The 24,366-nt window shown below is 69.1% G+C and carries 20 protein-coding genes and 1 pseudogene; 10 read left to right on the top strand and 11 right to left on the bottom strand.

Going from position 1 to position 24,366, the window contains the following annotated elements; all coding sequences use genetic code 11:
- Nucleotides 1-80: 80 nt before the first annotated feature.
- Nucleotides 81-902 (top strand): helix-turn-helix transcriptional regulator, encoded by an 822-nt coding sequence (locus J2S55_RS40510; protein WP_306872221.1) that lies wholly within the window; start codon nucleotides 81-83, stop codon nucleotides 900-902.
- On the opposite strand, the gene J2S55_RS40515 is transcribed toward J2S55_RS40510, so the two are convergent.
- Nucleotides 879-1,220 carry an SbtR family transcriptional regulator gene (locus tag J2S55_RS40515; RefSeq protein ID WP_306872223.1) on the bottom strand — a complete coding sequence of 114 codons (342 nt, stop codon included), beginning with the start codon at nucleotides 1,218-1,220 and terminating at the stop codon, nucleotides 879-881. The two genes, J2S55_RS40510 and J2S55_RS40515, sit on opposite strands and share 24 nt — an antisense overlap.
- 412 nt (nucleotides 1,221-1,632) lie before the next feature.
- Here J2S55_RS40515 and J2S55_RS40520 point away from each other — a divergent pair, with 412 nt between their 5' ends.
- Nucleotides 1,633-2,736, top strand: a complete 1,104-nt coding sequence (locus J2S55_RS40520) for a sulfite oxidase (RefSeq protein ID WP_306872225.1) — start codon at nucleotides 1,633-1,635, stop codon at nucleotides 2,734-2,736.
- A 64-nt stretch (nucleotides 2,737-2,800) separates the two neighbouring features.
- On the opposite strand, the gene J2S55_RS40525 is transcribed toward J2S55_RS40520, so the two are convergent.
- Entirely contained in the window at nucleotides 2,801-3,964 is a 1,164-nt protein-coding gene (locus tag J2S55_RS40525) for an FAD-dependent monooxygenase (RefSeq protein WP_306872228.1), read from the bottom strand.
- 93 nt (nucleotides 3,965-4,057) lie between these two features.
- On the opposite strand from J2S55_RS40525, the gene J2S55_RS40530 reads away from it, so the two are divergent.
- The gene (locus tag J2S55_RS40530) at nucleotides 4,058-4,627 is read left to right on the top strand and encodes a PadR family transcriptional regulator (protein ID WP_306872231.1); all 570 of its coding nucleotides are present in this window, start codon (nucleotides 4,058-4,060) and stop codon (nucleotides 4,625-4,627) included.
- Between the two features lie 34 nt (nucleotides 4,628-4,661).
- On the opposite strand, the gene J2S55_RS40535 is transcribed toward J2S55_RS40530, so the two are convergent.
- Nucleotides 4,662-4,874, bottom strand: a complete 213-nt coding sequence (locus J2S55_RS40535; RefSeq protein WP_306872232.1) for a hypothetical protein — start codon at nucleotides 4,872-4,874, stop codon at nucleotides 4,662-4,664.
- Nucleotides 4,875-6,092: 1,218 nt separating this feature from the next.
- The gene (locus tag J2S55_RS40540; protein ID WP_306872233.1) at nucleotides 6,093-7,097 is read right to left on the bottom strand and encodes an Lrp/AsnC family transcriptional regulator; all 1,005 of its coding nucleotides are present in this window, start codon (nucleotides 7,095-7,097) and stop codon (nucleotides 6,093-6,095) included.
- A gap of 125 nt (nucleotides 7,098-7,222) precedes the next feature.
- Between J2S55_RS40540 and J2S55_RS40545 the strand changes: the two genes are divergently transcribed.
- On the top strand, nucleotides 7,223-8,722 hold the full coding sequence (locus J2S55_RS40545) for an MFS transporter (protein WP_306872235.1): 1,500 nt from the start codon (nucleotides 7,223-7,225) through the stop codon (nucleotides 8,720-8,722).
- A gap of 92 nt (nucleotides 8,723-8,814) precedes the next feature.
- Here J2S55_RS40545 and J2S55_RS40550 read toward each other — a convergent pair whose 3' ends face one another.
- A complete protein-coding gene (locus J2S55_RS40550) occupies nucleotides 8,815-9,108 on the bottom strand; it encodes a DUF1330 domain-containing protein (protein ID WP_306872238.1) in 294 nt (97 codons plus the stop codon).
- Between the two features lie 106 nt (nucleotides 9,109-9,214).
- Nucleotides 9,215-10,204 (bottom strand): IS481 family transposase, encoded by a 990-nt coding sequence (locus tag J2S55_RS40555; RefSeq protein ID WP_306872241.1) that lies wholly within the window; start codon nucleotides 10,202-10,204, stop codon nucleotides 9,215-9,217.
- A 216-nt stretch (nucleotides 10,205-10,420) separates the two neighbouring features.
- Between J2S55_RS40555 and J2S55_RS40560 the strand changes: the two genes are divergently transcribed.
- From J2S55_RS40560 to J2S55_RS40580, 5 genes and pseudogenes are all read left to right on the top strand, one after another.
- Nucleotides 10,421-11,308: a LysR family transcriptional regulator gene (locus tag J2S55_RS40560; protein WP_306875803.1), complete on the top strand. Its 888-nt coding sequence runs from the start codon at nucleotides 10,421-10,423 to the stop codon at nucleotides 11,306-11,308.
- 237 nt (nucleotides 11,309-11,545) lie between these two features.
- Nucleotides 11,546-11,839, top strand: a pseudogene (locus J2S55_RS40565) (transposase); the annotation flags it as partial.
- Nucleotides 11,840-11,862: 23 nt separating this feature from the next.
- Nucleotides 11,863-12,438 carry a PadR family transcriptional regulator gene (locus J2S55_RS40570; protein WP_306872242.1) on the top strand — a complete coding sequence of 192 codons (576 nt, stop codon included), beginning with the start codon at nucleotides 11,863-11,865 and terminating at the stop codon, nucleotides 12,436-12,438.
- Nucleotides 12,435-13,154 carry an ABC transporter ATP-binding protein gene (locus J2S55_RS40575; protein WP_306872244.1) on the top strand — a complete coding sequence of 240 codons (720 nt, stop codon included), beginning with the start codon at nucleotides 12,435-12,437 and terminating at the stop codon, nucleotides 13,152-13,154. Before J2S55_RS40570 ends, J2S55_RS40575 begins: the two co-directional genes overlap by 4 nt.
- A 16-nt stretch (nucleotides 13,155-13,170) precedes the next feature.
- A complete protein-coding gene (locus J2S55_RS40580) occupies nucleotides 13,171-15,015 on the top strand; it encodes an FtsX-like permease family protein (RefSeq protein ID WP_306872248.1) in 1,845 nt (614 codons plus the stop codon).
- A gap of 468 nt (nucleotides 15,016-15,483) precedes the next feature.
- Here J2S55_RS40580 and J2S55_RS40585 read toward each other — a convergent pair whose 3' ends face one another.
- From J2S55_RS40585 to J2S55_RS40610, 5 genes are all read right to left on the bottom strand, one after another.
- A complete protein-coding gene (locus tag J2S55_RS40585) occupies nucleotides 15,484-16,101 on the bottom strand; it encodes a tyrosine-type recombinase/integrase (RefSeq protein WP_306872250.1) in 618 nt (205 codons plus the stop codon).
- Between the two features lie 598 nt (nucleotides 16,102-16,699).
- Nucleotides 16,700-17,287, bottom strand: coding sequence for a site-specific integrase (locus J2S55_RS40590; protein WP_306872254.1), 588 nt, complete (start codon nucleotides 17,285-17,287; stop codon nucleotides 16,700-16,702).
- Nucleotides 17,288-17,635: 348 nt separating this feature from the next.
- Entirely contained in the window at nucleotides 17,636-18,997 is a 1,362-nt protein-coding gene (locus tag J2S55_RS40595; RefSeq protein ID WP_306872256.1) for a hypothetical protein, read from the bottom strand.
- A 383-nt stretch (nucleotides 18,998-19,380) separates the two neighbouring features.
- Nucleotides 19,381-20,481, bottom strand: coding sequence for a Tn3 family transposase (locus J2S55_RS40600; RefSeq protein ID WP_306872259.1), 1,101 nt, complete (start codon nucleotides 20,479-20,481; stop codon nucleotides 19,381-19,383).
- A gap of 201 nt (nucleotides 20,482-20,682) precedes the next feature.
- Nucleotides 20,683-22,374, bottom strand: coding sequence for a DUF4158 domain-containing protein (locus tag J2S55_RS40610; RefSeq protein WP_306872261.1), 1,692 nt, complete (start codon nucleotides 22,372-22,374; stop codon nucleotides 20,683-20,685).
- Nucleotides 22,375-22,830: 456 nt separating this feature from the next.
- Between J2S55_RS40610 and J2S55_RS40615 the strand changes: the two genes are divergently transcribed.
- On the top strand, nucleotides 22,831-24,363 hold the full coding sequence (locus tag J2S55_RS40615; protein WP_306872263.1) for a YncE family protein: 1,533 nt from the start codon (nucleotides 22,831-22,833) through the stop codon (nucleotides 24,361-24,363).
- Nucleotides 24,364-24,366 lie beyond the last annotated feature (3 nt).

The raw sequence follows: 24,366 nt of genomic DNA on the forward strand, positions 1-24,366 counted from the left end.
GGGCCGAGCGGGAGAGACCTTCTTATGCTGGTACAAGCTGTACCAGGGGCAATGTGTCATTCATGGCGCAGGATGGGTAGATGAACCAGTTGCCCGAGTTCCTGCGTGACAGGCGTGCCAAAGTCAAGCCCGGTGAGGTCGGCCTTCCGGAAGGTCAGCGCCGCCGGACGCCTGGGCTCCGTCGTCAGGAGGTCGCGCACCTGGCCGGGATGTCGGTCGATTACTACATCCGGTTGGAGCAGGGCCGCGGGCCGCGCCCGTCCAAGCAGGTGCTGAACGCGCTGGCTCGTGCCCTGATGCTCACCCAGGACGAGCGCACGCACCTGTTTCGCCTGGCCGGCCAGCCCCTGGAACCGGCCAGGCGCCGCGCTGACGTGCCGCCGGGCATGCTGCACCTGATCGCCTTCCTGGAGGACGTCCCGGCGTACGTGATGGACGCCGCCTACAACCTGGTCGCCTGGAATCCCCTGGCCAGTGCTCTGATGGGTTCTCTGGAAACCCGGGCGCCTCATGATCTGAACGTCATCCGGTGGTGCTTCACCGCATCAGATCTGGCCGACCATCTCAACGACGAGGAGAAGGGCGCCTTCGCCCGCGCTTCCGTCGCCGACCTCCGGGTGGCCGCCGGCCGTTATCCGGACGACCCGGACATCCAGGCGCTGGTGGCGGAGATGCTCGGCTGCAGCGTGGAGTTCGCCTTGCTGTGGGCGCAGCATGAGGTGCGTGTGCGCCGCGAGCAGCGCAAGCGCATCTCGCATCCCACCGTCGGGGTCATCGACGTGATCTGCCAGGTCATGTTCGTGCCCGACCGCGACGACCTGCGTCTCGTCCTCTACACGGCCGAACCGGGGTCCGCCTCTCACCATGCCCTGCGCACGCTACGGCAGCTGACCCTGACCTGAGCGGGGTCGCAGTCCGTCCATGGTGAGGTCCAGGAGTCGCTCGGCCTGCTCGCGCTGCTCCGGTTTGCCCGAGGCGAGCGCGATCCCGGTGAGCGCGGCGAACATGTCGGCCGCGCTGATGTCCGCCCGGATGGTCCCGGCCTGAGCTCCTGCTTTCAAGAGCGAGTCCAGGGTTTCCAGCATCATCTCGTGGCTGTGGGCGTAAGGGGTGATCCCGGACTCCACCAGGGAGCGCAGGACCTCGGCCATTCCGAGCATTGCGGTGACGTAGTCGATGAAGCACCCCATCCAGGCGCGCAGAGCTTCGTGTGGTGGCAAGGCCGCCAGCAGCTCGGGGCCGGCTTCGCAGAGCTTGGCCAGCTCGTTGCGGTAGGCGGCTGCGGGAGACCCTCGGCGAGGGCGTCAACCTGGCCGTCGCCTCGGTGCCGGAAGGCCTGCCGTTGCTCGTCAGCGCCGCCCAGCTGGCGGCGACACGGCGGCTTGCCGTCCGCGGCGCGCACGCCCGCGACCCGGGTGCGATGACGGACCGTTTCGCTGCTCAGCGTGCCGTACGGTCCTCGGCGTGCCTGTCGGGCATGGGTGGTGTGGGTGTGACGCGGCGCGTGCGGTCCGAACGGGCCGCTGGAGCCGTAAAGACATCCTGACATATCAGCTTTATCGGTGAATTTGCCATCCGGGAGCTGGACACCTGCTTCTCCGAGGAGATAACACGGAACAAGGGGTGGTGCTCATGGCCACAGTCGACGAATCGGTCAGCCCACCGGCGCGAGTGGCAGATCCCGGCGAGGACATCTCACTGGACGAGCTCCGGCTCGCGGCGCGCAATCACGGCATGCCGCTGGAAGCGCTGCGCTACGACGTCACCCCGGTGGGCCTGCACTACCTGCTGATCCACTACGACATCCCCCACCTCGACCCCCAGGCGTGGCGGCTGCGGATCGACGGTCACGTCCGGCACCCGCTGACGCTCGACCTCGCCGCGATCCGGGCCAGGCCGTACGTCACCCATCGCGTCACGCTCGAATGCGCCGGCAACGGCCGGGCCCGGCTCGCCCCTCGGCCGATCAGCCAGCCCTGGCTGGACGAGGCGGTCGGCACGGCCGAGTGGACCGGCACCCCGTTGGCGCCGCTGCTGCGTGAGGCAGGCATCCGGGACGGCGCCGTCGACGTGGCGTTCACCGGCGCCGACCACGGCATCGAGCGCGGCATCGAGCAGGACTACACGCGCGGCCTGCCACTGGCCGAGGCCCTGCGCGAGGACGTGCTGCTGGTGCACACCATGAACGGTCAGCCGCTGCCGCCGCAGCACGGCGCCCCGCTCCGTCTCCTGGTGCCCTCCTGGTACGGCATGGCCCAGGTGAAATGGCTCGTGCGCATCTCGGTGCTCGACACGCCGTTCGCGGGTTACCAGAACGCCACGGCGTACCGGATCAAGCACTGGCCGGACGACGACGGCGAACCGGTGACCCGGATCCGGCCCCGCGCGCTCATGCAGCCTCCCGGCTTTCCCGATTTCCAGACCCGCGGCCGCATCCTCGACCGCGGTGTCCATGAGGTGGCGGGCCGGGCCTGGTCGGGGTGGGGGCCGGTGACGCGGGTCGAGGTGAGCGTGGACGGCGGCGCGACCTGGGCGGAGGCCGACCTGGGGCCGCAGCCGAGCCGGTACGCCTGGCGGGCCTGGCGGTGGACGTGGCACGCACGGGAGCCGGGGCGCTACGACCTGTGCGTCCGGGCGAGCGACGCCGCCGGCAACGTCCAGCCGGTCGAACAGCCGTGGAACCGCCAGGGCATGGCGAGCAACCAGGTGCAGCGGGTGCCGGTCCTCGTGCGGTGACTCATCCGCCGCACCGCCGTTCGAGGTGCTCCGCCCGGGTCCGCGGCGACCTGCCCTCGGGCCGTCAGGCGGTGACTCGGGCGTCCCAGTCGATACGGTGGTGGTGCACGGGGGCGAACATCTGCTCGGGGGCCGGCATCGCGGGACGGTCTCCCGCCTTGCCCGCCTTGGCCTTGTTCTTGGCCGCGGCATCCCCGGCGATCATCGACACACGGGGGCGGCGCAGCCGCTCGTAGGCCGCGAACGCCTCCTCCGGGGTGGGCAGGTCGCGCAGGCAGCGGGCCAGTTCGACGGCGCTCTCGGCGGACAGTGACGCGCCTTGGCCGGAGCTGGAGGAGGGGGCGTGCGCGGCGTCGCCGACCAGGACCATGCGGCCCCGGTGCCAGGTCGGGACGTCCGGCATCGCCTCCATCGGGCCGACGGCCATCAGGTCCTCGGGCGCGGTGCGGGCGAGCAGGGTCTGGCCGGGGACGTGCCCGGCGTACAGGGCGCGCAGCCGCTCCAGCCATTCGGCGGCGGGCACGGCGCGGACCTGGGCGGAGGTCAGCGGCTCTTCGCTGGGCAGGCTGCCGAACCAGACGATCCGGCCGTCCGGCAGCGCCCAGTAACCGAGGAACGCGCGGCCGAATGCGAAGTACATCGTTCCCGGCTCGGCCTCCACGTCATCGCCGGGAGCGATCCCGCCGAAGCTGAGCACCCCGCCGTAGACCGGGCCGGGCGCGTCCGGGTCGATCAGGGTGCGAACGGTGGAGCGGATGCCGTCCGCGCCGACCAGGACGTCGGCGCTCGCCGTGGTGCCGTCGGCGAACGTGGCGGTCACGCCGTCCGGGCCCTGGACCGCGCCGACCAGCCGCTTGCCGTACTGGATCTCGACACCTTGCGCCACCGTGTGGTCGGCGAGGGCGTGGAACAGGTCGGCCCTGGCCATGGCCAGCGTGGGCGGCAGGCCGGGGAAGCCGTGGAAGTCGGCCAGCCGCCGCCCGGTGGCATCGGCCATCACCACGCCCGGAACCGGCTGTCCGACCTTGGCGACCGCCTCATCCGCACCGACCACGCCCAGGGCGTTACGGCCGTTGGGGGCCAGGGACAGCATCGCGCCGACCCCGTCGGCGGCGGTGGGGTGGGCCTCGAAAACGGTGGCGGTGATCCCCGCCCGGGCCAAGGCCAGGGCCGTCACCGGCCCGGCCACGCCACCGCCGATCACCAGGGCCGTCCGCACGCTACTCATGTTCACTCCTCGGGAGAGTCTGTCGGTCACAGGCGAAATAGTTTTATTGAAACTAGTTATTGGTCAACTAGTGTCTGGCATAAGATGGCGGGCATGACCGTACGAAGTTCACCTCTCGCCCTGACCGTGCTGGCCCTGCTCCACTACAAACCGCTGCACCCCTATGGGATGCAGCGGCTGATCAAGCAGTGGGGCAAGGATCAGGTCGTCAACGTGAGTCAGCGCGCGAGCCTTTACCGGACGATCGACCGGCTGGCCGCCGAGGGCCTGATCCGGGTCCGTGACACCGAGCGCGACCAGGCCTATCCCGAGCGGACCGTCTACGAGCTGACCGACGACGGCCGGGCGACCGCTCGCGCCTGGATGGACGAGATGCTGGCCACCCGCAGGCGGGAGTTCCCCGAGTTCCCCGCCGCCCTTTCCCACCTGCTCATGATCGCTCCAGAGGAGGCCCTCGCCGCCCTGGAGCGCCGCGCCGACAACGTCGCCGCCGACCTTGCCGAGCTGGACGCCATCCTGGCCGCTCACACGACCGACGGCCACGCCCGTGTGGGCGCGCTGGAGACCGAGTATCTGCGCGCGGTCGCCGCGACCGAGCGGGACTGGCTGTGCGCAGTGATCGACGATCTGCGCTCAGGCCGCCTCTCCTGGCAGGGCGCCTGACGGGGGTGAGGCGCATCGGAACGATGGCCGGCGATTATCTCCCCGCCGGCGCTACCCACCGCCGCATCAGAGCTGGTCGGCGAATGATCGAAGCTCGGCGATCACACTGCACCGCGGCCTCGAGTTGGGCCACCCACAACGCCCGATGGGTGGCGAAGCTGTCGATCAGCGCCTGCCGGCGCTGCTCCGGCTTGTCGGACGGGGTGCGACGGGCGAGTCCGTCGCCGAGCTCGTCGACCGCTTCCACCAGGAGGTCCCAGTAGCAATCGCGGAAAATCCAACGGAAATGGGTCTGACCTGCGTGGACGGGCTCTGGGCCTGCCGTCCCGTGATCGCTTTTCTCAAGGAGTTTCCGCAGGTCAGCAGCAAAACTGTTGGATTCTGCTCCATTGCCACTGGGACCCCAACCCGTGGAGGGCCCTGAGCACCGGCTGCGACTCGTCGGCAACGTCGGCCGCAAAAGCGTGGATGCCCCTTCCGCTCAGGACGACCCGGCAGGCCCCTGACGGCTCTCGCGGCGAGGGCCGGCGGTGGATTCATCCGGCCAGAGGCGAGTGCTCCCCTGCGATTGATCACGAACCGGGGCGGGCCGGGCCGGCGACGGTCAGCCGTCGCCCCCGTCCCCGCCATAGCCGCCGTAGCTGCCGCCGCTGTAGTCGCCGCCCGCGCCGGACGACCCCCGGAGCCGGATGAGCTCCCGGAGCCTGAGGGGCCGTCCCAGAGAGAGCCGTCGATGAGCGCGCCCACTAGGTATCCGATGCTGCCGAACAGGAGCATGCCCGCGATCAGGTTTTCCAGCTTGTCCGCCACAGCGCCCCGCGGTCCGATGCTCGCACGCGACCCCGATCACGCTAGCCGCCCGGACCTCAGGCGGCCAGGCGCCACTGGCCGCGCTCTTCGTCCGGCCTCAGGCCTACTTCTTGGGGTGAATGTTCGGGTGGGTCGAAGGGAGGCGTGCCGTATTCCGGTGGCACCCCTATTCGGCCGCATCCCAACGCTGCCCTCCGGTGCCGAAATCCCAGTCTCCGTGATGTCCGGCACGCACCCCGTGACCTGCAACGATCGATCTAGTTTGGGGCTGGGGACGCCTGCGGGAGGAGAACGCCACGACGGTGGGCACCGCTTCTCCCTTGCCACAGATAGCAGGGCCGCTTCACGTAGCGGACGGTGGCCATCGTTCCAGGTCGCGATCATTGATGCCGCAGATAACAGGGCAGTATCTGCGGTCAATTACGCTCGACGAGACTCGACACGGAACCGCACAGCGATGACCTGCGCGGACGGGGCTTGGCGCACGATCCGGTTCCGGTGTTCCTCAGATCCCGCGACCGCAGGACCCTGCCGATAGGCGACACCTGATTACGTGAGGTCGCCAGTGAACCACCCCCTCTACGGGGGCGCCAGAGGGCTGGGCGCCGTAACGCGCGCCCTCGAAGAGACGTTCTGGGACTGAACGCCTCAGCCGTCAGCGGCGCGGTGTATCCAGGAAGGCCGGGTCGAGGACGGCGCCGACGCGCTTGACGTTCTGGACGATGGGGGCGGTCTCGACGTGGCCGATCGACTTCAGGGCGGCCACCCGTTCGGTGAGGTAACGGTAGAGCTCGCGGGAGTTACGGCATACGACCTGGACGGCCAGGTTGGTGGGCCCGGTGGTGGCCGCAGCGAAGACGACCTCGGGGTGCCCGGCGAGCGCCTGTCCGGTAGCGACCAGCTCTGCGGGGGCGACCGTCGCCCACAATCGGGCCGCGGTGTGGAAACCGACGTATGAGAGATCGAACTCGGCGTAGTAGTGGAGCACGCCGATGCCGCGCAGATGGTCGAGACGGCGTCCGACGGTGGACTGCGACCAGCCGGTCGCGGCGGCGAGCTCGGCGTGGCCGGCCCGGCCGTCACGGGCCAGGATGTCGAGGAGCTGCTGGTCGCCAGGGTCCAGAGGCTGGATGTCGTCGATCTCCGGAGCCGGCTCGGGGCTCAGCCGCTGGACCTCCTCCGGGCTGAGAGCCTCCAGGCTGCGGATCCTGCCGGGTGAGCCGTAATAGGTGTGCAGGACCGAATGCGCAGCGATGGCGACGACCCGGTTACCGCGCGGCAACCCGGCCAGCAGAAGTTGCTCGCTCTCGACCTGGCTGCGGGTGCGTGCGATACAGAGCAGTTCGGTGCCGCCGGAGACGATCTGGACCCAGGCGGTGTCAGGACGCCGCGCGAGGGTGGCGGCGACGCTCTGCGCCGCGCCGGGCGCGCAGCGGAGCCTGAGGAGCCATCGGCCGTGGGCGACGTAGTTGGCTGGGGGGACGCCGACGATGCGCAGCACGCCCTGCGAGCGCAATCGGCGGTAGCGGCGGGCGATCGTCTGGTCGGAGACGCCGAAGACGTCGGCGATACGGCTGAACGGTGCCCGACCGTCCAGTTGCAGCGCGTGGATGAGCTTGCGGTCGAGGTCGTCGGCAACGGCGCTGATGGGGAAATTCACCACTCAAGAGTAAAATATGTCGAAAATACGGATTTACGCCCTCCTGGATGGATCTCTCGCAGTTCTTCGGCGATCGTTGCCGCCTGACCGCTCTGGCGGTCCGCGACGACCGACGGAGGACTGATATGGGCAAGTGGTGGCCGCTGACGGCGGTCTGTCTCGGGACGTTCATGCTGCTGGTGGACGTCAACATCGTGACGGTGGCGTTGCCGGACATCGCGATGGGGATGAAGGCGTCGTTCTCCTCGCTGCAGTGGGTCATGGACGTCTACGCGCTGGTGCTGGCCGCGCTGCTGATGGGTGCGGGCGCGCTCGCCGACCTGGTGGGACGCCGCAAGGTGTACGTGAGCGGGCTGGCGCTGTTCGCGCTGTCGTCACTGGTCTGCGGGCTGGCTCCGGACGCGGTGGTGCTCGTCGGCGCGCGGGCGGTGCAGGGCGCCGGCGCGGCGATGATGTTCGCGACGACCGTCGCCTTGGTCAACGCCTCCTACGAGGGACGCGACCGGGGAGTGGCGTTCGGCGTCTGGGGGGCGGTGAACGGCGCGGCAGCGGGCGTCGGGCCGCTCCTGGGCGGGCTGGTGACGCAGGAGTTCGGCTGGCGGTGGATCTTCCTGGTGAACCTGCCGGTCAGTGTACTGGCCGTGGGGCTGACCCTGAGGGTGGTTCGCGAGTCGCGCGACCCGGCGGCACAGCGGATCGATCTGCCCGGTGTGGCGCTGTTCGTCCTGGCCGCTGGCGCGGTGACGTACGCGCTGACAAGGGCGGGAGAGAACGGATGGACCTCGGCGACGACGCTCGGCATGTTCACGATCGGGACAGCCGCCCTGATTGCCTTCGTCGTGGTCGAGATCCGTGCCCGGCATTCCCTGCTGGACCTGCGTCTGTTCCGCAACCCGACGTTCGCCGGGATCATGATCGCCTCGCTGGTGATGTCGGGGGCGGCCTTCGCCTACCTGCTCTACACCTCGCTGTGGCTGCAGTCCGTCCAAGGGTTGAGCGCGATCGGGGCCGGGTTGGTCATCCTGCCGATGAGCGGCCTGTCGTTCGTGACCTCCTGGCTGACCGGGCGCTTCCTCCACCGGGTGTCACCTCGGTGGACCGTCGGCGCCGGAATGCTGCTCATCGGGATCGGGACGCTGAGCCAGGCGGTGCTGACCACGAGATCGGGCTGGACCGCCGTCATCCCCGGGTTCGCGATCACCGGGATCGGCGTCGGACTGGCCCTCCCCAACGTCACGGCGGCGGCGATGGGCTCCGTTCCGCCGGAGCGGAGCGGGATGGCGGCCGGTGCTGTCAGCGCGTTCAGGCAGCTCGGCTACGCGCTGGGAATCGCGGTGCTTGGCAGCGTCTTCCGTGCGACGCTGCAACATTCCCTGGAGGGCGAGGTGCCCGATCCCGCCGCCATGACGGAGGCTCTCACCGGTGGCCAGGCCGCGCAGGCGATCAGCCAGGTCTCCGACGCGACCGTCGTCCCGGCCGCCTACGCGGCCGGCCTCAACGCCGCGACCATGACCGCGGCGGCGATTGCGCTCGCCGCCGCAGTGGCGACGATCGCCCTGGTACGCCGCCCGGCTCCGGCCCCGAGCCCGGCCGCGCCCGAACCCGCTACGGCCTCAGCACCCTGACCTAAGCTTGATCTTTAACCTGTCTGTCCAAGCCGGGCAGCGAGGGTGGTTTCTCGCTTGATGGTTTTGCCGACGTCGTAGTGGGGTGCCGGTCAGTCGATGCCTTCGATGATGCGGAAGTCGCGCTCGACTCCGTCGGGGAGGGCCACCAGCGCCTTCTGGTACGCCTCGCTCTCGTATGCCGCGACGGCCTGTTCAAAGCTGTCGAACTCGATCAGAACGACGCGTTGCGTGATTCCGGCCTCGTGGGCGACGACTCGGCCGCCACGGTCGAGTCGTCGCCCGCCCCCAGCCTGGACAGCCGGACGGGCCAGCTTGTCATAGGCAGTCAGCCTCTCAGGGGCGGAAATGGCGGGGTAGACACTGACCCAGTAGCCCTTAGCCATGGAAACCTCCTGTGTTCGGCCGGACACGTCCGACTTCGAATTGACACTCAGATCGATCGATCCCCGCGACGGGTACTGCGGTCAGTTGAATCGTCATATGCGCAGGTTAGGTGTATTGACCTGAGAGGTTAGGAACGCGGCTGGCGGGTGGGTGGCCGCCGAGTGCGGTGTGTGCTCGGTGGTGATTGTAGGCGTGGAGCCAGGGCTCGAACGCGTGCCGGCGTTCCGGTTCACTGATGTAGGGCCGGGCGTAGGCCCACTCGTCGGCCAGGGTGCGGTGGAAGCGCTCGACCTTGCCGTTGGTCTGGGGCCGGTAAGGGCGGGTGCGTTTGTGGGTGATGCCCAAGCCGGTGAGGGTGTCACGCCACAGGAAGGACTTGTAGCAGCTGCCGTTGTCGGTCAGGACCCGGCGGACGGTGATGCCCAGGCCGGTGAAGTGGGCGTGGGCGCGGTGCCAGAACGCGGCGGCGGTTTCCTTGGTCTCATCGGGCAGGATTTCGGTGTAGGCCAGGCGGGAGTGGTCGTCCAGGGCGGTGTGCAGGTAGCTGTAGCCGATCTTGGGTTTGCCGTGCTTGTAGCGGGCGGTGGTGGTGGCCTTGCGGTGGTGGTGGCCGGTCTGCCGGTCGGTGACGCGGTGGCCGCCGCCGTCGGGGATGTTGCCGAGTTTCTTGACGTCCACGTGCACCAGGTCGCCCGGCCGGTCGTGTTCGTAGCGGCGGATGGGAAGGGCGGTGGCGCGGTCCAGATGCCGCAGCCGGGCCAGCCGGTAGCGCGACAGGACCCGGTGCACGGTGGAGGGGTGCAACCCCAGCAGGTAGCCGATGCGGGCCGGTCCCCACCGGCGTGTCACCCGTACCTTGATGATCCGACGTTCGGTCCGCGTGGGCAGGCGGTTAGGACTGCGACGCGGCCGGGAGGATCGGTCTGCCATCCCGGCGCGACCGTGTGTGCGGTAGCGGTCGGCCCAGCGTTTTGCCGTGCTCACCGCTACCTGGAAGCGCTCGGCGGCCCGTCGCAGGGGCCAGCCGTCCTCCACGACGCAGCGGGCCAGGCGAAGCCGCCCGAGTTCGGTCAGCGGAGCGTTACGGTGGGGCATGAAGGGCCTCCGAGGCTCGGCGTAGATGTCGCAATCCACACCGAACCCGCAGGCCCTTCACTTTTCAACGATCCACAGACCGTGTCGCCCTGCGTTCTCAACGTCCGTGGTCATTACAGTTAGGGCTTGATGTGCGGTCGAGGGAAAGATCGGTACGGGATAGACTCAGAACGGATCGTTATCAATCGGCAGGGAGGGCACGTGGCGCCGGATACGGTGAGCCTGCGGTACTTCCTGGTGCTGGCGCAGGAGTTGAACTTCACCCGCGCGGCCGCACGGATCGGTATCGCACAGCCCGCACTCAGCGCCCGGATGCGCCGATTGGAGGCGGAACTCGGTACGGCCCTGCTGGTCCGCAACACGCGTAGCGTCGTGTTGACCACGGCCGGTGCGGCTTTGGCGGAGTCCGCGCCGCCCGCGCTGGCGGCGCTGGACCGGGCATGGGACACCGCCCGGAGCGCGGCGGCCGGCGAACTGGGCACGCTGCGCATCGGATACAGCCTCAGCGCCGGGGCCGAGACGGCACCGGCCCTGGTGGACAGGCTGATTCGCGGCAACAGCGGACTCGAGGTCGGCGCGGTCCCGATGGCGACACCGGAGATCTCCCCCGCGGTCGCCGACGGCCGCATCGATGCCGGGATCACCCGCGGTGAACAGCCGGGCCGTGGCGTGCGCCGGTTCCTGCTGCGGCGTCAGCGCGTCGGGGTCCAGCTGGCGCAGCACCATCCGCTGGCCGAACACCCGGAGATCGAGATCGCCGACGCGGCCGCGTATCCGCTGCGGCTCCCGGACCGTGCGGCCAACCCCGTGATCCACGATCAGCTGTCCGCACTGTTCCGAGACACCCGGCCACACCCCCGATTCCACACGCCCGCAGTCTCTTTCGACATGTCTCAGCGCGACCTGCGCGACGGGGTCACCCTCGCCCCGGCCGGAGAAGCCGCGGTCACGGCATCACCGGCCGGTCTCACCTGGCGACCGCTGCGGGGCGCGCCCAGCCTGACGATCCACCTGGTCCTCCCACGCGAGCAGTCGCCACTACACCGCCGCATCCGTGCCGTCGCCAAAACCCTGGCGCACGAGCTGCACTGGCTGCCGGACTGACGCGCAAGAGGTCAAGCGAGACGGACGCCTGCGGTGGCGAGACCACCCGCCGGTACACCCTGCCCACCCACGCCGACCTCGAAGACGCCGTCGGACGCCTCCCCACCGATCAATAGGGCACCGCTGATCTGGGCGAACTCAAACGGGTGTACCTGGTTGCACGACTCTTACCGATACCCCATGTTCCCCAGACCCCGTAACCCGGACGAGGACCTGCCCGCCGACTTCGAATCGCGCCGCCGCCGCCTGGTCCGTGACCTGCACATCCGGCCCCTGATCGCCCGCTGCGGCACCGAACACGGCTCCGGCCCGGGCAAACACCGCTACGTCGTCGAGCAGACCTTCGCCCTGCTGCACGCCTTCCGGCGGCTCCGCATCCACTGGGAGATCCGTGCAGATATCCACCAAGCCTTCCTCAGCCTGGCCTGCGCGCTCATCTGCTGGCGACGACTCAACTCATTGATCCGGCCGCCGCTTGGCCGACGGGACTCGTTGGCGGCACCTGCCTTAGTTAACCGTTACCTTATCTAGCTAACGGTTAACTAGGAAGCGTGATGGCAGAGACGATCGGCGCGCCCGGCAAGGAACCTTCCCAGGGTTACCAGCTGCGGGTCGTACAGGAAGTGTTGCTGGCCCTGCTGGCCAAGGACGCCTCGCACGGCTACCAACTGCGCGCCCGGCTACAGCTCGCGCTCGGCCCGCTGGCCGGTGCGCTCAACGCAGGCCATGTGTACGTGACGCTCACTCGCCTGGAGAAGGCCGGGCTGGTGAGCGCTGAGCGGGTCGGCCAGATCGACCGTCCAGATCGCAAGGTCTACGAGCTGACCCCGGAAGGACGCGAGCGCGTGATCGCCTGGCTGGACGACACGAGCTGGCCCAAGCCGGCCCCGGCGGAGTTCCACCTGAAGCTTGTGGCCGCCGGTGCGGCCGGGCTGGTCGACCCGGAGCGGCTTGTAGACGCCCAGCGGCACGCGCTGCTGGCCGAACTGGCCGCCGCCCAGCGCGCCGCCCTGGCCGAACCGGCTGGCGCGGTCGCCGGGCTGCTGCTGGAGGGCGTGGTGCTGCGGCTACAGGCGGACCTGCGCTGGCTGGAGGCATGTGCCCAGTACTGGACTGTGAGGCGAGGATGATAGATACCGACCAGGCGGTCCTACGCACGCACGGACTGCAGATGCACTACGGCCACGGCGCGGGGCGGGTGCATGCGCTCAACGGGATCGAGCTGGTGGCGGCCGCCGGGGAAACGGTGGCGGTGATGGGCCCCAGCGGCAGCGGCAAGTCGACGCTGCTGCATCTGCTGGGCGGCCTGCAGCGTCCCTCGGCGGGCGAGGTGTGGCTGGCCGGGCGGCGCATCGACAAGCTGAGCGAGAAGGGCCTGGCCCTGCTGCGACGCCAGGCGGTCGGGTTCGTCTTCCAGGCATTCCACCTGATGGATGAGCTCACCGCGGTGGAGAACGTCGAGCTGCCCGCGCTGCTGGCTGGGCGCTCCCCGCGCGCGGCGCGCCGCCGAGCCGTGGAATTACTGGAGCGGGTGAGTCTCGGCCACCGCGCCGGGCACCTGCCCTCGGCGATGTCGGGTGGGGAGCGGCAGCGGGTGTCGCTGGCCCGGGCTATCAGCAACGAGCCCCTTGTCGTGCTCGCTGACGAGCCGACCGGCAATCTCGACAGCGCCGCCACCGTGGAGGTTCTGCGGCTGCTGGAGAGTTTGCGTACGGCGGGGCAGACGGTGTTGATCGTCACCCACGACGCACGGGTGGCGGCGGTCGCCGACCGGCTGATCACCATGCGCGACGGTGCCTTGGTGGAGGAGACCAGGCTGACCTCGGGCGGCGGCTGGCCGGGCTGACCGGGCTGGAGGGCTGATGGGCCGCCTGCTGCTGGTGTGTCGGCTTGCCGTACGGGACCTGTGCCGTCGCCCGGCCGAGGCGGCGCTACTGCTGCTCGCGATGAGCGCCGCCACCACCGCGCTCGCGATGGCGTTGGCCCTGCAGGGGGTCATCAACCAGCCGTACCAGAGCACCCGGGAGGCCACCGCCGGTCCCGACGTGGTCGCCAGCGTCGCCACTCCCTTCGTCGGCGGCCGGCCCGCCGATCTGGCCCAGCTGCAGGCGCTGGCGAGCGCTCCCGGTGTCGTCGCCCACAGTGGCCCCTTCCCCTACACCCAGGTGCGGGTGAACACCGGCAGCGTCACCTTGCCGGCCTGGGTGCAGGGACGCGCCGCCGCCACGGCCGCCGTCGACCAGCCCACGGTGGTGCGCGGCAGCTGGGTGCGTGAGGGCGGCGCGGTGCTGGAGGCCAGCTTCGCCGGAGCCCTCGGGGTCGACGTCGGCGACCGGATCGCCCTGGACAATCGCCCCTACCAGGTCGCCGGGGTCGCGATCACCGCCGCGTCGGCTCCCTACCCCAAGGTCTGCCTGGCCCCCTGCCGGTTCGATTCCGCGTTCGCCGCTCTCACCGAACGCCCGCCGAAGCCACCGCCGGGCACGCCGGACACGTTCTTCGTGGGCCAGGCCGGCATGATGTGGCTCACCGAGGCCGAGACCCGCGGCCTCGCCCGCTACCCGGAGTCCCTGGGCCACCTCATCAACCTGAAGCTGACTGGCCAGGCCGAGGCCTTCAGCGCGGCGCACCACGGGCGAAGAATCAACGAACCGGCGCTGGTCACGTGGCAGGAGGTCCTGGAGGGGCACGCCAAGGTGGCGGAGAACGTCCAGCGGGCCCTGCTGGTGGCCGCCTGGCTGCTCGGTCTGCTCGCGCTGTCCAGTGCGGTGGTGCTCGTCGGCGGGAGGATGGCCGACCAGATGCACCGGGTCGGGCTGCTCAAGGCAGTTGGCGGCACGCCGGGCCTGGTCGCGGTGGTCCTGCTGGCCGTGAATCTGGCCGTGGCGCTGCTGGCGGCGCTCGCCGGGTTGGCGGCCGGACGCCTGGCCGCGCCATTGCTGGTCGAACCCGGCGCCGGACTGCTCGGCACGGCGGACACCGTGCCGTTGACACCGGCCGCGGTCGGCCTGGTGATCGCCGTCGCGCTGGCGATCGCGGGGCTGGCGACGTTCATGCCGGCCGTGCGTGCCGCGCGCATCAGCACCGTCCGGGCGCTGGCCGACTCGCAACGCCCGCCGCGCCGTACTTCCTGGATGATCACGTTGTCGGCGCGACTGCCGGTGCCGCTGCTGCTGGGGATGCGGCTGGCGGCCCGACGGCCCCGCCGTACGCTGCTGAACGTGGCCGGGATCGCGATCTCGGTGACCGGGATCGTGGCCGCGCTGGCGGCCGGGGCCAACCGATATCTGGAAGCGACTCCGGGTGATGATCCCCGGCTGGCCATGACCCGGGTGCTGGCTCCGGTCGTGATCATGCTGGTGGTGCAGGCGGTGGCCAATGCGATCTGCATCATCTGGGCCACGGCACTGGACACGGCTCGGCCCTTGGCGCTGGCTCGGGCGCTGGGCGCGACGCCGGGCCAGGTCAGCGTAGGGCTGGCAGCGGCGCAGGTGCTGCCCGCGCTGGCCGGGGCGCTGCTGGGGGTTGCCGGGGGCATCGGCCTGGCCGAAGTCCTGGACGACGATCCGGTGGCCGTCCCCGCGCTGTGGCAACTGGCGGCCGTGGTCGTGGGCTGCGCGGTGGTGGTGTCGGTGCTGACGGCCGTACCGGCCGGCATCGGCGCGCGGCGTCCTGCGGGCGTGAATCTGCAGGCCGAGCTGACCTGAGGGTTAGCGTGGCTCGGCGAGTGAGTGAAGGCGCGCATGCCGCTCACCCGCAGCAGCCCACGCATCCCCGCCGCCGGCTCCGGCGGGTCGGTCGGCAGCCCATACACGGGTGCGGCCGGAATGCGGCAGGAACAGGCCGTGCCCACCTGCAACCGCAGGTCGGGCGGCACAGCCAGCGGCGGCTGTTTCGGTGACAAGTCCTCAGCGCGAGGAGGGGGCCGGAGCCGAGCGAATCGTGGTCAGCGCATTGACCTGCGGTTATGTGGATACCGAGACCAGAGAGAGCCCTACTTCTGTCCGGTAGGCACCCGGATGCGGTGTCTTTCTGCCGTACTCGGCCTGTCGTTAAGGAAGCTGTCACCAAGTACACGCGGGTGGTGTTGGCCCCGCCACTCAGTTGATCATGTGGCTTGTGCGGGGGAGGCTGTCAACACACAATAGTGATCTTGACGTGCCGTGAGGACTTCTTCAGCGCGTCACTTGGCCGTGGCGTCGGCGGGCGGCGCGGATCTCGGCATCGGCGACCTTGTCGTCGAGCAACGCATACAGCTGCGCCGTCTCGGCAGAAGCGTGGCCGAGACGGCGGCGCACGGCCTCGATGGAGACGCCGGCGTTGATGAGTTCGGTGGCGTGGGCGTGGCGCAGCTGGTGGATGTCGATCTCGACGCCAGCCTGCGCGCAGTAGCCCTGCCGGCGGTGGTGGGCGGCGTCGTAGGACAGGGGCCCGCCCCGGCCGTTGATGGAGGCGCGGAACAGCGGCCCGGCGGTGTGGCCGGCGCGGGCCAGGTAGAGCTTGAGCAGGGCGACGTACCCGCGGTCGTCCAGCAGGACGGTGCGTACGCTGCCGCCCTTGCCGTGGATGCGGACGTGTTCGTCGTCCAGTCGCAGGTCGAGGTCCTCCACGTGCAGGCCGCAGGTTTCGGAGGAGCGGCCGGCCAGCGGGATGGCGCTGCCGCCCTGCAGGGTGTACCACTCTTCGGCGCCGGTGTACTGCGCCTGCACCTGCACCTGGGCCGCCTGGGCGTCGCCGGCGGCTTCGGTGCGGATGGTGAGGTCGCCGGTCACGACGCCGACGTCCTCGGTCATCACGCCGCCGGGGCCCCCGACGACTTCGCTTCCGCAGCGGGTGTTACCGGCCACGGCGGGCGCCGACGGCCGGGCAGGTCTCCAGCATCTCGGCCAGCGCCGTCTTCTCCTGCGCGGTCACGGCCAGCGCGTAGCGCTGCTTGATGTCCACCCACGCGCGGGAGTAGGTGCACCAGTAGCCGCGCAGCGCGGGCTTCCACTGGGCGGGGTTCTGGTCGCCCTTGGCCCGGTTACTGGCCGCGCTGACCGCGATGAGCTGCGGGTTTTCCAGGTCGTTGGCGAAGACCTTGCGCTGGGCGGTGGTCCAGGTGTCGGCGCCGCTGCGCCAGGCCCCCTACTCGGGTCGGCGCGACCAGCCCCAAAGTAACTCTGTAGTCTTCGTCACCCTGTGCGTCTGGAGCCGCCGAATCGAACGGCTGCAGGGAAAGCCTCGCACCAGCGTGCTGGCCATAGGGCTCCAGGCCTTGCCGAAGTCTCTGATCGGCATTCAAGGAGGCTGAGTGCAGAAATTAGCGGTAGTGACCTGGGGCTTCTTCGCCTGTTAGTGATCCGTGACGGCCCGGAACTCCTACAGCTCCGGCCAGTCCCCACTGGTTGATCAGTGGGTGCGGCGGCGGGGCGTCAGGACCTCGATGACCTTGGCGATGGCCTCAGGGCCGGGGTTGACGTAGCGCATGGCGGTGCGGGGGTTCTTGTGCCGGGTCTTGCCCATGATGAGTCCGCGGCCCGGGCCGCGGGTCTCGTAGAGCATCCGCCACAGGGTCTTCTCGCGCAGCGGGATGTCGCGGCGGGGCAGCAGCCGGTGGATGGTGGTCTTGGCGACCGCGCGGGTCTCGTCGGCGGTTTCCTTGCGGCGTTCGGCGTCGGCCGGGACCGACGGGGCGGCCCAGTGCTTCTTGGTCTGGCACCAGGTCAGCCAGGAGGTGACGGCGGCGCGGTTGCGGTTCCAGGTCGCCGGCGCGCATCGGCCCCACAGCTCGGTGAGCGCGGCGCCGATCTCAGCGTCGGCGACGTCGGCGAGCGGCCGGTCGCGGCCGAGCCGCTCGATGGTGCGGTCGATGGCCGAGGCGTAGGCGTGGTGGGTGTTGGGGTTGGCCGTGCGCGCGGTGGCGAGGAAGGCGTCGGCGGCCTCGGCGAGGGTTACGCCTCCACCGTGAAGAGCGGTGATCTTCGGCGCGGCGCTCATGCCGACCGCCAGGCGACGGCTGCGGCGATGTACCGGATAACGTGCCGGAGTCGCGCACCGCCCCGGTGGAGGGTTCTCCCGGTCGCCGCGCCGCCATGATCAATAGATCATTATCGCGTACATGGAGAGCCAGTCTTACGGTGGGGTGCACGGCGAACGGATATGTGCACCGGCCAGGATCAGGAGGCGGAGTTCCGGAAGATGGGGCTGGCTGTCCAGCAATGCGTCGTAGGTGACCACAACGCCCGCTGTACCTGGTGGCACGAGATGGCCTGGGGTCCTGCGCTCGGGCCGGTCTGAGGGTCGCAGCGGCCAGGGCGCAGGACTGTCATCGGTCGGCTGGGCTGATCACATTTTGTGGCCGTTGACCGTGGCGCAGGTTACCTTTGTCACGCGGACCTCGTCTGCGACCAGGATGCCAGGCGTTCCGTCGCCTGTGTTGACGTGGAACCCGTAACCGTGAAAGCTGAGCTTTCCCTCGTTCTTGTTTCCTTGCAGCCATCCGGTGTTGATGCCGTTGAAGTCGCCCCGGTCGGCATAGACCGACCCCCTGGTCTCGCCGTTCGCCCGATGAACGGTCAGACCTTCCGTGCCGAAGGTGACTGAGCCTTCGTCGTCTTGTCTTCCGCGTACGACTCTGGCCTTCACGATGTCCAGGTCGGCCTGATCGGCGTACACCACCCCCAGGGTTGGTTCGTTGTCCCGGTGGATGGTCACGCCTTCCTTGCGGAATTCGAGCCACCCGTTGTCGGCGCCCGTACCCTGTACCCGGTCGGTGGCGACCGTCCTGAAGTCGGCCCTGCGAGCCGTCACGGTGTCACTGAAGCTGGCATTGGCGGCCGTCAGCATCCCCTTGACCTTGACGTTGTCGGAGATCCCGACCTCCGTGCCGGTGAAGGTGATCTTCCCGTCGGTGTTGTTCTTCCCCTGCACCTGCGGGGTGTTGATGCCGGTGGTGGCGGTGAGGGTCTCCAGGACGGGAAAGCGCACCTGAACGGTCGTGGTGAGGGCATGCTCCTGTTGAGGTGTGGTACGGGAGGTGGCGAGGAGGGTGTAGGTGGTGGCCCGCACCGGGGCAGGCGACACCGGCCAGGATCGCTGGCCTTTGGGGATAGGCTGCGACCCGCCCGGGAACTCGATCTTGTAGTCGAAGTCGTCGGACCCCTCCCAGCTCAGCGTGAGGGTGTCTCCGGCGTCCAGCAGAGCCGTGTCAGCGCGGAAGTTATGTGGTGCGGGGAGCCGCTGGGGTGTGGTCTTCACCACCACCACCGCCGCGTAGGTGGGAGGATCCGGATCGCGTTGGGTGACGAGAGTCTCGGTCACTGGCAACACCACCGGCCCAGCGCCGACGCTGAGGGTGACATCGGCCAGCGTGAAGATCATGCAGTCGCCGGGATAGAAAGCTTCACTACGGTCGCGGGCAGTGGCTCGGAAGCCATTGTCGCCGCTCCGGGCGAAGGTCACCGAGGTCGGCGTGTTCGTCGTGGTATTGATGTATTGGGCGGAGGGTGTGATGGTGCCGGTATCTGGGGTGAGGGTATAGGCGCCGTCGCCGACCGGCACCGTCACCTCGATCGTCGACCAGTCCACTACCGCTTCTGTGAGGTTGGTGACGATCAGATACACCGTCCCCTTGGACGGGGACCTCTCCTTTTCCGAAGCCTCCAGCGACACAGGATCGGTGAGAACGGTGTAGGTCAGCGAGGGCATAGGCCGCTACTCCTTGTTCTGGCTGACGGGCGCAGGCCGGCGACCCGCGCGACGAATCGAAAGGGGCGGGACAGGCAGCGATACCAGGAACACACCCAAAATCCACCGCATGTCCACACCGCGGAAGATCACCCCACCTGATCCAAACGCCCGGATGCCGGAGCGGACAAGAGCACTCAAGGCCCCATAGCAGGGCGATTCGGCAACATCAACAACGCCTTGACACCAGCATTCGGAGCATGGAACCCCCAACCGAGGGTGCCGTTGACCAACGTGGCGCCAGCCGCCAAATAGACCCTGAGGCGGGATATCAGCTACCCGCGTCCAACTCGGCGCGCGCTGTTGGCGGTTTGACGACAGGGTGGCCCTGTCGGCCCCGTGCGTCACGGGGCGCTGGGCCGCCCGAGCGGAACGCCGTCCAGCTCCAGGTGGTGGCTCATGTCGAGCTCGAAGCGGCCGTACAGGTTCAGGTGGGACCAGAACAGCGCGGTCAGACCGCGCCGGTCGGCTGGACTCAGTCGATTCCGCCAGGCCGGATCGCGCAGCACGATCTGGATCAGGTGCGTATTGAGGTAGGCGATCGCGGCCGCGACCAGGTGCAGCGCCAGCGCGGAGACCTCGACGTTCTCCCGGTCGTCGCCGGTCAGGTCGCCGGCCTTGCCGTAGAACAGGTCCTTGCTTGCGAAGCTGAAGTTCTCCACCACGTTCAGGCCCTCGTTGATCTCCCTTCTGAGTTCCTCATCCGCGAGATACTCACAGATGAAGATCGTCCGGACGACGCGGCCCAGCTCCTCGATCGCCTGGTAGGTGGGGTGCTTGGGGCCGCCGCGGGTGAAGCGGCGCAGCATCTGATGCGACTCGGCGGTAAGCAACCGCAGCGCGGTCGCGTACTTGATCATCTGGTCGTAGTGGCGGGCGATCAGGTCCCGGTCGATGGTCTTGTTCGACAGCACCGCCTCCAGCGCCGGCCAAGCCTCGTCCTCGCCGGTCCCGGGCCGGTACAGCCGCGCCGGGCCGATGCTCTTCAGCCGTCGCAGCAGCTTGAAGCCCAGCAGCTCGGAGAAGACGAACCCGACGATCGAGGCGCCGTGGGTGTCGGTGTACTGACGATCGAGCTCCGCGTCGGTCAGGTGCCGCAGCAGGCCCTCGATCATCGAGGCCACCTCGGAGGCGGTCGTGCTGGTCACCTGGCTGTAGATGCACACCGACCGCCGTTCGACGTGCCAGTACACCATGATTCCCGGCCCGTGATAGCGCTCATGCCACTCGGTCATGAAATTCGCCGACCACGACCCGAACTTGCGCGAGTCGGACGCGCACGAGGTGCCCTCGCCCCACAGCATCGTGTCGCGCGCCTTGAGGGTGGCGTTGACGATGAGGCGGATCGCCTCGCGCAGGTTGGCGCGGTTGATGAACAGCCGGCGGGCGCGCCGCAGCGCCGCCTCGTTGTCGAGCTGCCCGGACGGCAGCGCGGCCGCGGCCACGCCGTCGGCGACCCGCTTGATCCCCGACGTTCGTGCCCAGCCCGTACAGGCAGAGCAACAGCCGTCTCTGCAGCAGCGCAGGGTCGATGGCGGTGCGCGAGGCCACCGAGGTGAAGGCGGCGGTGCAGCCGGTGACGTGAGCGACGTCCTTGAGCACGTCCAGCAGGTCGATCACGCCCCACCGGCGGGAGATCTCCGCCTTCAGCCCGTCGGCTCCTCCTGCTTGACCAGTGGCGGGGCCCTGATCCACGGCTCGCCCTTCTTCCGCGTGATCTTCACGCCGCCGGCGGTGCCCTTGCGCATCGCCGTCTCCAATCGGTCCAGGGCAGCGGTGTGACGGCACTGCAGGTCGGCGAGGAACGCCGCCGGATCACGGGGCTTCTTCAGGGCCTCGTAGTGCACGCCCCGGTTGTCGTCGAAGTCGGCCGGCAGGTCCGCCTCGGGGTTGCGCCAGACCTTGCCGCCCTCCACCCAGATCTCTCGCCGCCGGATAGCCTTGCGCAAGGCCACCAGCACGCACAGCTCGTACGGGATGCGCTCGATCCGGCCGCGCTCGTCGACCACCGCCTCCTGCCAGTCCTCGGGCACCACATGCTTGATCGGGACCGTCTCGGCGCGGTCGTAGAAGACCGCCTCCGAATCGGCGTAGCGCTCCAGCAGCTTCAGCGCGTCCATCACCGACTGGAAGGCGGTGTTGTTGCAGTGGAAGTCCAGCGCGCGCAGCAGCTTGGGCAGGCCGCGCCGATAGTGCCGCGAGTAGGAGCCGCGCAGCTTGACCCGCACCCGGGTACGCAATTCCTTCTCGTTCGCCTTGGCCTCGGCCACGATGTCGGCCGGCGTGGCCGTGCCCACCACCGGGTAGATCGCCGTGCGGACGAGCTCCTCGGGCAGGTCCAGCGCCGCCTGGGCGAGCCGGGCCAAGGTGCCGTGCTTGCCCTGCACCCACCGGAACTCACCGCTCAGCTCGTTCTCGACCTTCTTCTCGGCCCGCATGCTGATCTTGTGCACGAGCTGGATCAGCAACTCCACCAGGCCGTCGATCATCTCCGCCTTGCGCACCCAGCACAGCGCCGCCAGCAAGGTCAGCCTGATCGGCTCCGGCGCGGCGGCGAAATCGGACAAGTACATGCGCATCGCCCGGGCCCGCCACACCCCCACCACCTTCTCCGCCACCCCTTCGAACAGGCCCTCCGGTAACCCGATCGCCTTGACCCGCTCCAGCTTGACGATCTCGGCCAGCAGCGTCTCCAGCTGTAGCGGTCCCGGGTCCTCCTTCAGCTCCTGCAGGAAGCTGCGCACTGCGGCCGTGCCAGCCTTGCCTTCGCCCTCCGGCTCAGGGTCGGGAACCGCGACCAAGTCCTTCAGGGCGGCCACCGCCGAGGCCGGCAAGTCCCGCGTCGTGCTGGTGGTGAACTCCCGCTCGAACAGCGCCTCGGCCGCGCCCGCCAGCCGCTCGACCTGCTTGGGCGTGGGAGGCTCGGTCCGTTCCTCCCGGCAGCGGGCCAGTAGCGCGGCCCGCAGCCGCTCCCGCGACGTCTCCACCGGGCAGATCTCGTCGGCCAGCCAGAACGTCAGCTTGTCCTCGTCGGCGACTGTCGGCTCACGAAAGCCGTGAAACCGGCGGATCTGCGCCCGGTGATACTCGATCGTGCTGCCTGACCAGTGGTACTCGGCGAACAGCGTCGCATTGACCTTCACCTGGCCCGCCATGTAGTCGACCGCGGCCTTCGGCACGTCCTCCCGGCGCGGGAAGCGGCCCTCGAGCTCGAAGTACTTCAGCATCAACGCGAACCCGAGACGGGTGGCGCCGCTCTTGTTCGCCAGCAGTTCGGCCTCGGCCTCATCCAGTGTCCAGCACTCGATGAGGTCCTCCAGCTCCCACTCTCCGCGCATCGGCAGGGATCCCTTCTCCCCCGATCGCTTGGAAGATTCGGAGGCACCCTGCCCGCATCGAGGTCGCTACGGTTCAGTACCGCTCATCCGTGACTGTCACGTGGCGGCCTTGAGGTATTACAGAGAGTTACTTTGGGGCTGGTTGCGCCGACCCGAGCGGGGCCCCGACCGCTAAGGAACTCTCAGAAGCCGACACGGTGGAGGACGGATACGGCCTGACCGTCGGTGACTACTGAAGTAGATCTTGACTTCAAGTGTGCCTTTCTGGCTTGATCAAGGAGTTTCGGCTCATCCTTACCTTTACGGGACCTTTTGCGAGCGGAGCTTCACGTGCGCTTCTTATCCGTGACACCTCGTAGATCCGCCCTGTCATGGCCGGGCGCGCTGGCCGGCGTCCTGGCCCTGACGGCCGGCCTACTCATCGCCCCCGTCCCCGCAGCCTCGGCCGAGGACTCCGTGACCGATCTCGGCGCCTTCTCCTACAGCACCGACCTGGTCGTCGGAGGCAACAAGGTCGCCGTTTCGATCGACGATCGCATCGTCATCGCGGACACCACCGGCGAGGTCGAGGGCACCATCACCGGCCTGTCCGGCGCGTACGGCCTGGCCATGACACCCGACGGCACCCGCCTGTACGCCGCGCTGATGGGCTCGGGAGAGGTGGCCGAGATCGACACCGCCACGCTGGAGATCACCCGGCGCGTCGACCTCGCCGCCTACGGATGCCCATCGAGCCTGGCGCTCACCGGCGAACGGCTGTGGGTTGGCTATGGCGGTTGCGGCGGTGCGTCCGGCGCCCTCGGTCTCGATCTGTCGGTGACGACGCCGGAGCCAGCGCCGTTCGAGGTTCCTCTGAAGTCGGGCCCGTACCTCGCGGCGGCAGGGAACACGCTGGTGGTCGGCGAAGGGGGCGGCAGTCCGGCTGACCTGTTCGTCTACGACGTGAGCGGTGCCGCTCCCGTCTTCCGCGGCGAGATCGACGGGCACACCTACTCCCACGGCCGGTTGAACGATGTCGCCGTCACCCCGGACGGCTCGCACGTGATCTCGGCGTTCGTGCTTCCGGACGCCTTCGAGATGTGGGACGCCACCACCTTGGCCCTGGTGCACAGCTACGAGAAAGGTCCCGAGGCTGAGGGATACCCAGCAACCGTCGCCATCAGCCCGGACGGCGCCTACATCGCGGGCGGGCGCAATCAGCTCACCGCCGGCGGGATGACGCTGTACGACAGGGCCTCGGGCGCGGAGATCTATGCCGCAAGCCTCCCGAAAGGTGAGATAGTCAACGGAAGTGCTGCCTTCTCCGGCCGCGACATCTTCAGCCTGCTGAAGACGGATTCGGACCACCTCTACCTGTGGCGGCTCCATGACGTGACTCTGCCGGCCTCCACGTTGACGCTGACAGCCGAGCCTGGCGGGGCCGCGCAGCAACCGCTCACTTTGACGGGACGACTGGCATTCGACGACGGGACCGTGCCGGGCGCGCAACCGCTGGCCGTGACCCGCACCCTGCCCGACGGAACCAGCACGGAACTGCCCAGCGCAACCACCGCGGCGGACGGAACCTTCACCATCACCGACACGCCACCGATCGGGGGGGAGCTCACCTACACCGTGCTCTGGAACGGCGACGAGAGCCACCGCTGGAGCAAGGCCTCCCTCACCACGGCGGTCAGATACGTGACCACGCTCACGCTGACCGGGCCCACGAGCGCGGCCGCCGGCACGAGGCTCGTGTTCAGCGGACAGCTCCAGGTGACGGGCGCCACCGCGCCGCGCAGCGGCACGATCACCGTCCGGCGCACCCGCAGCGGCAATGACGGCGAAACCGTGCAGTGGCCGGTAGGGATCAACCCCAGTGCGTCGTACATGTTCACCGACGTACTGAGCGCGGGCGAGTACACCTACACCGCGCACTGGGCCGGCGGCGGCCAGACCGGACCGGCGCAGGCGAGCCACGTCGTCACGGTTTACGAACCGACCAAGTGACCA

The organism is Streptosporangium brasiliense (genome assembly GCF_030811595.1).
Taxonomy (GTDB): domain Bacteria; phylum Actinomycetota; class Actinomycetes; order Streptosporangiales; family Streptosporangiaceae; genus Streptosporangium; species Streptosporangium brasiliense.

What these genes read in the sequence shown, in the direction of transcription:
- J2S55_RS40555 (WP_306872241.1), bottom strand. Translation starts at nt 10,204, where the DNA reads ATGCCCCACCGTAACGCTCCGCTGACCGAACTCGGGCGGCTTCGCCTG.
- J2S55_RS40585 (WP_306872250.1), bottom strand. Translation starts at nt 16,101, where the DNA reads ATGACCGAGGACGTCGGCGTCGTGACCGGCGACCTCACCATCCGCACC.
- J2S55_RS40520 (WP_306872225.1), top strand. Translation starts at nt 1,633, where the DNA reads ATGGCCACAGTCGACGAATCGGTCAGCCCACCGGCGCGAGTGGCAGAT.
- J2S55_RS40550 (WP_306872238.1), bottom strand. Translation starts at nt 9,108, where the DNA reads ATGGCTAAGGGCTACTGGGTCAGTGTCTACCCCGCCATTTCCGCCCCT.
- J2S55_RS40590 (WP_306872254.1), bottom strand. Translation starts at nt 17,287, where the DNA reads ATGAGCGCCGCGCCGAAGATCACCGCTCTTCACGGTGGAGGCGTAACC.
- J2S55_RS40610 (WP_306872261.1), bottom strand. Translation starts at nt 22,374, where the DNA reads ATGCGCGGAGAGTGGGAGCTGGAGGACCTCATCGAGTGCTGGACACTG.
- J2S55_RS40580 (WP_306872248.1), top strand. Translation starts at nt 13,171, where the DNA reads ATGGGCCGCCTGCTGCTGGTGTGTCGGCTTGCCGTACGGGACCTGTGC.
- J2S55_RS40545 (WP_306872235.1), top strand. Translation starts at nt 7,223, where the DNA reads ATGGGCAAGTGGTGGCCGCTGACGGCGGTCTGTCTCGGGACGTTCATG.
- J2S55_RS40510 (WP_306872221.1), top strand. Translation starts at nt 81, where the DNA reads ATGAACCAGTTGCCCGAGTTCCTGCGTGACAGGCGTGCCAAAGTCAAG.
- J2S55_RS40575 (WP_306872244.1), top strand. Translation starts at nt 12,435, where the DNA reads ATGATAGATACCGACCAGGCGGTCCTACGCACGCACGGACTGCAGATG.
- J2S55_RS40570 (WP_306872242.1), top strand. Translation starts at nt 11,863, where the DNA reads ATGGCAGAGACGATCGGCGCGCCCGGCAAGGAACCTTCCCAGGGTTAC.
- J2S55_RS40530 (WP_306872231.1), top strand. Translation starts at nt 4,058, where the DNA reads ATGACCGTACGAAGTTCACCTCTCGCCCTGACCGTGCTGGCCCTGCTC.
- J2S55_RS40595 (WP_306872256.1), bottom strand. Translation starts at nt 18,997, where the DNA reads ATGCCCTCGCTGACCTACACCGTTCTCACCGATCCTGTGTCGCTGGAG.
- J2S55_RS40525 (WP_306872228.1), bottom strand. Translation starts at nt 3,964, where the DNA reads ATGAGTAGCGTGCGGACGGCCCTGGTGATCGGCGGTGGCGTGGCCGGG.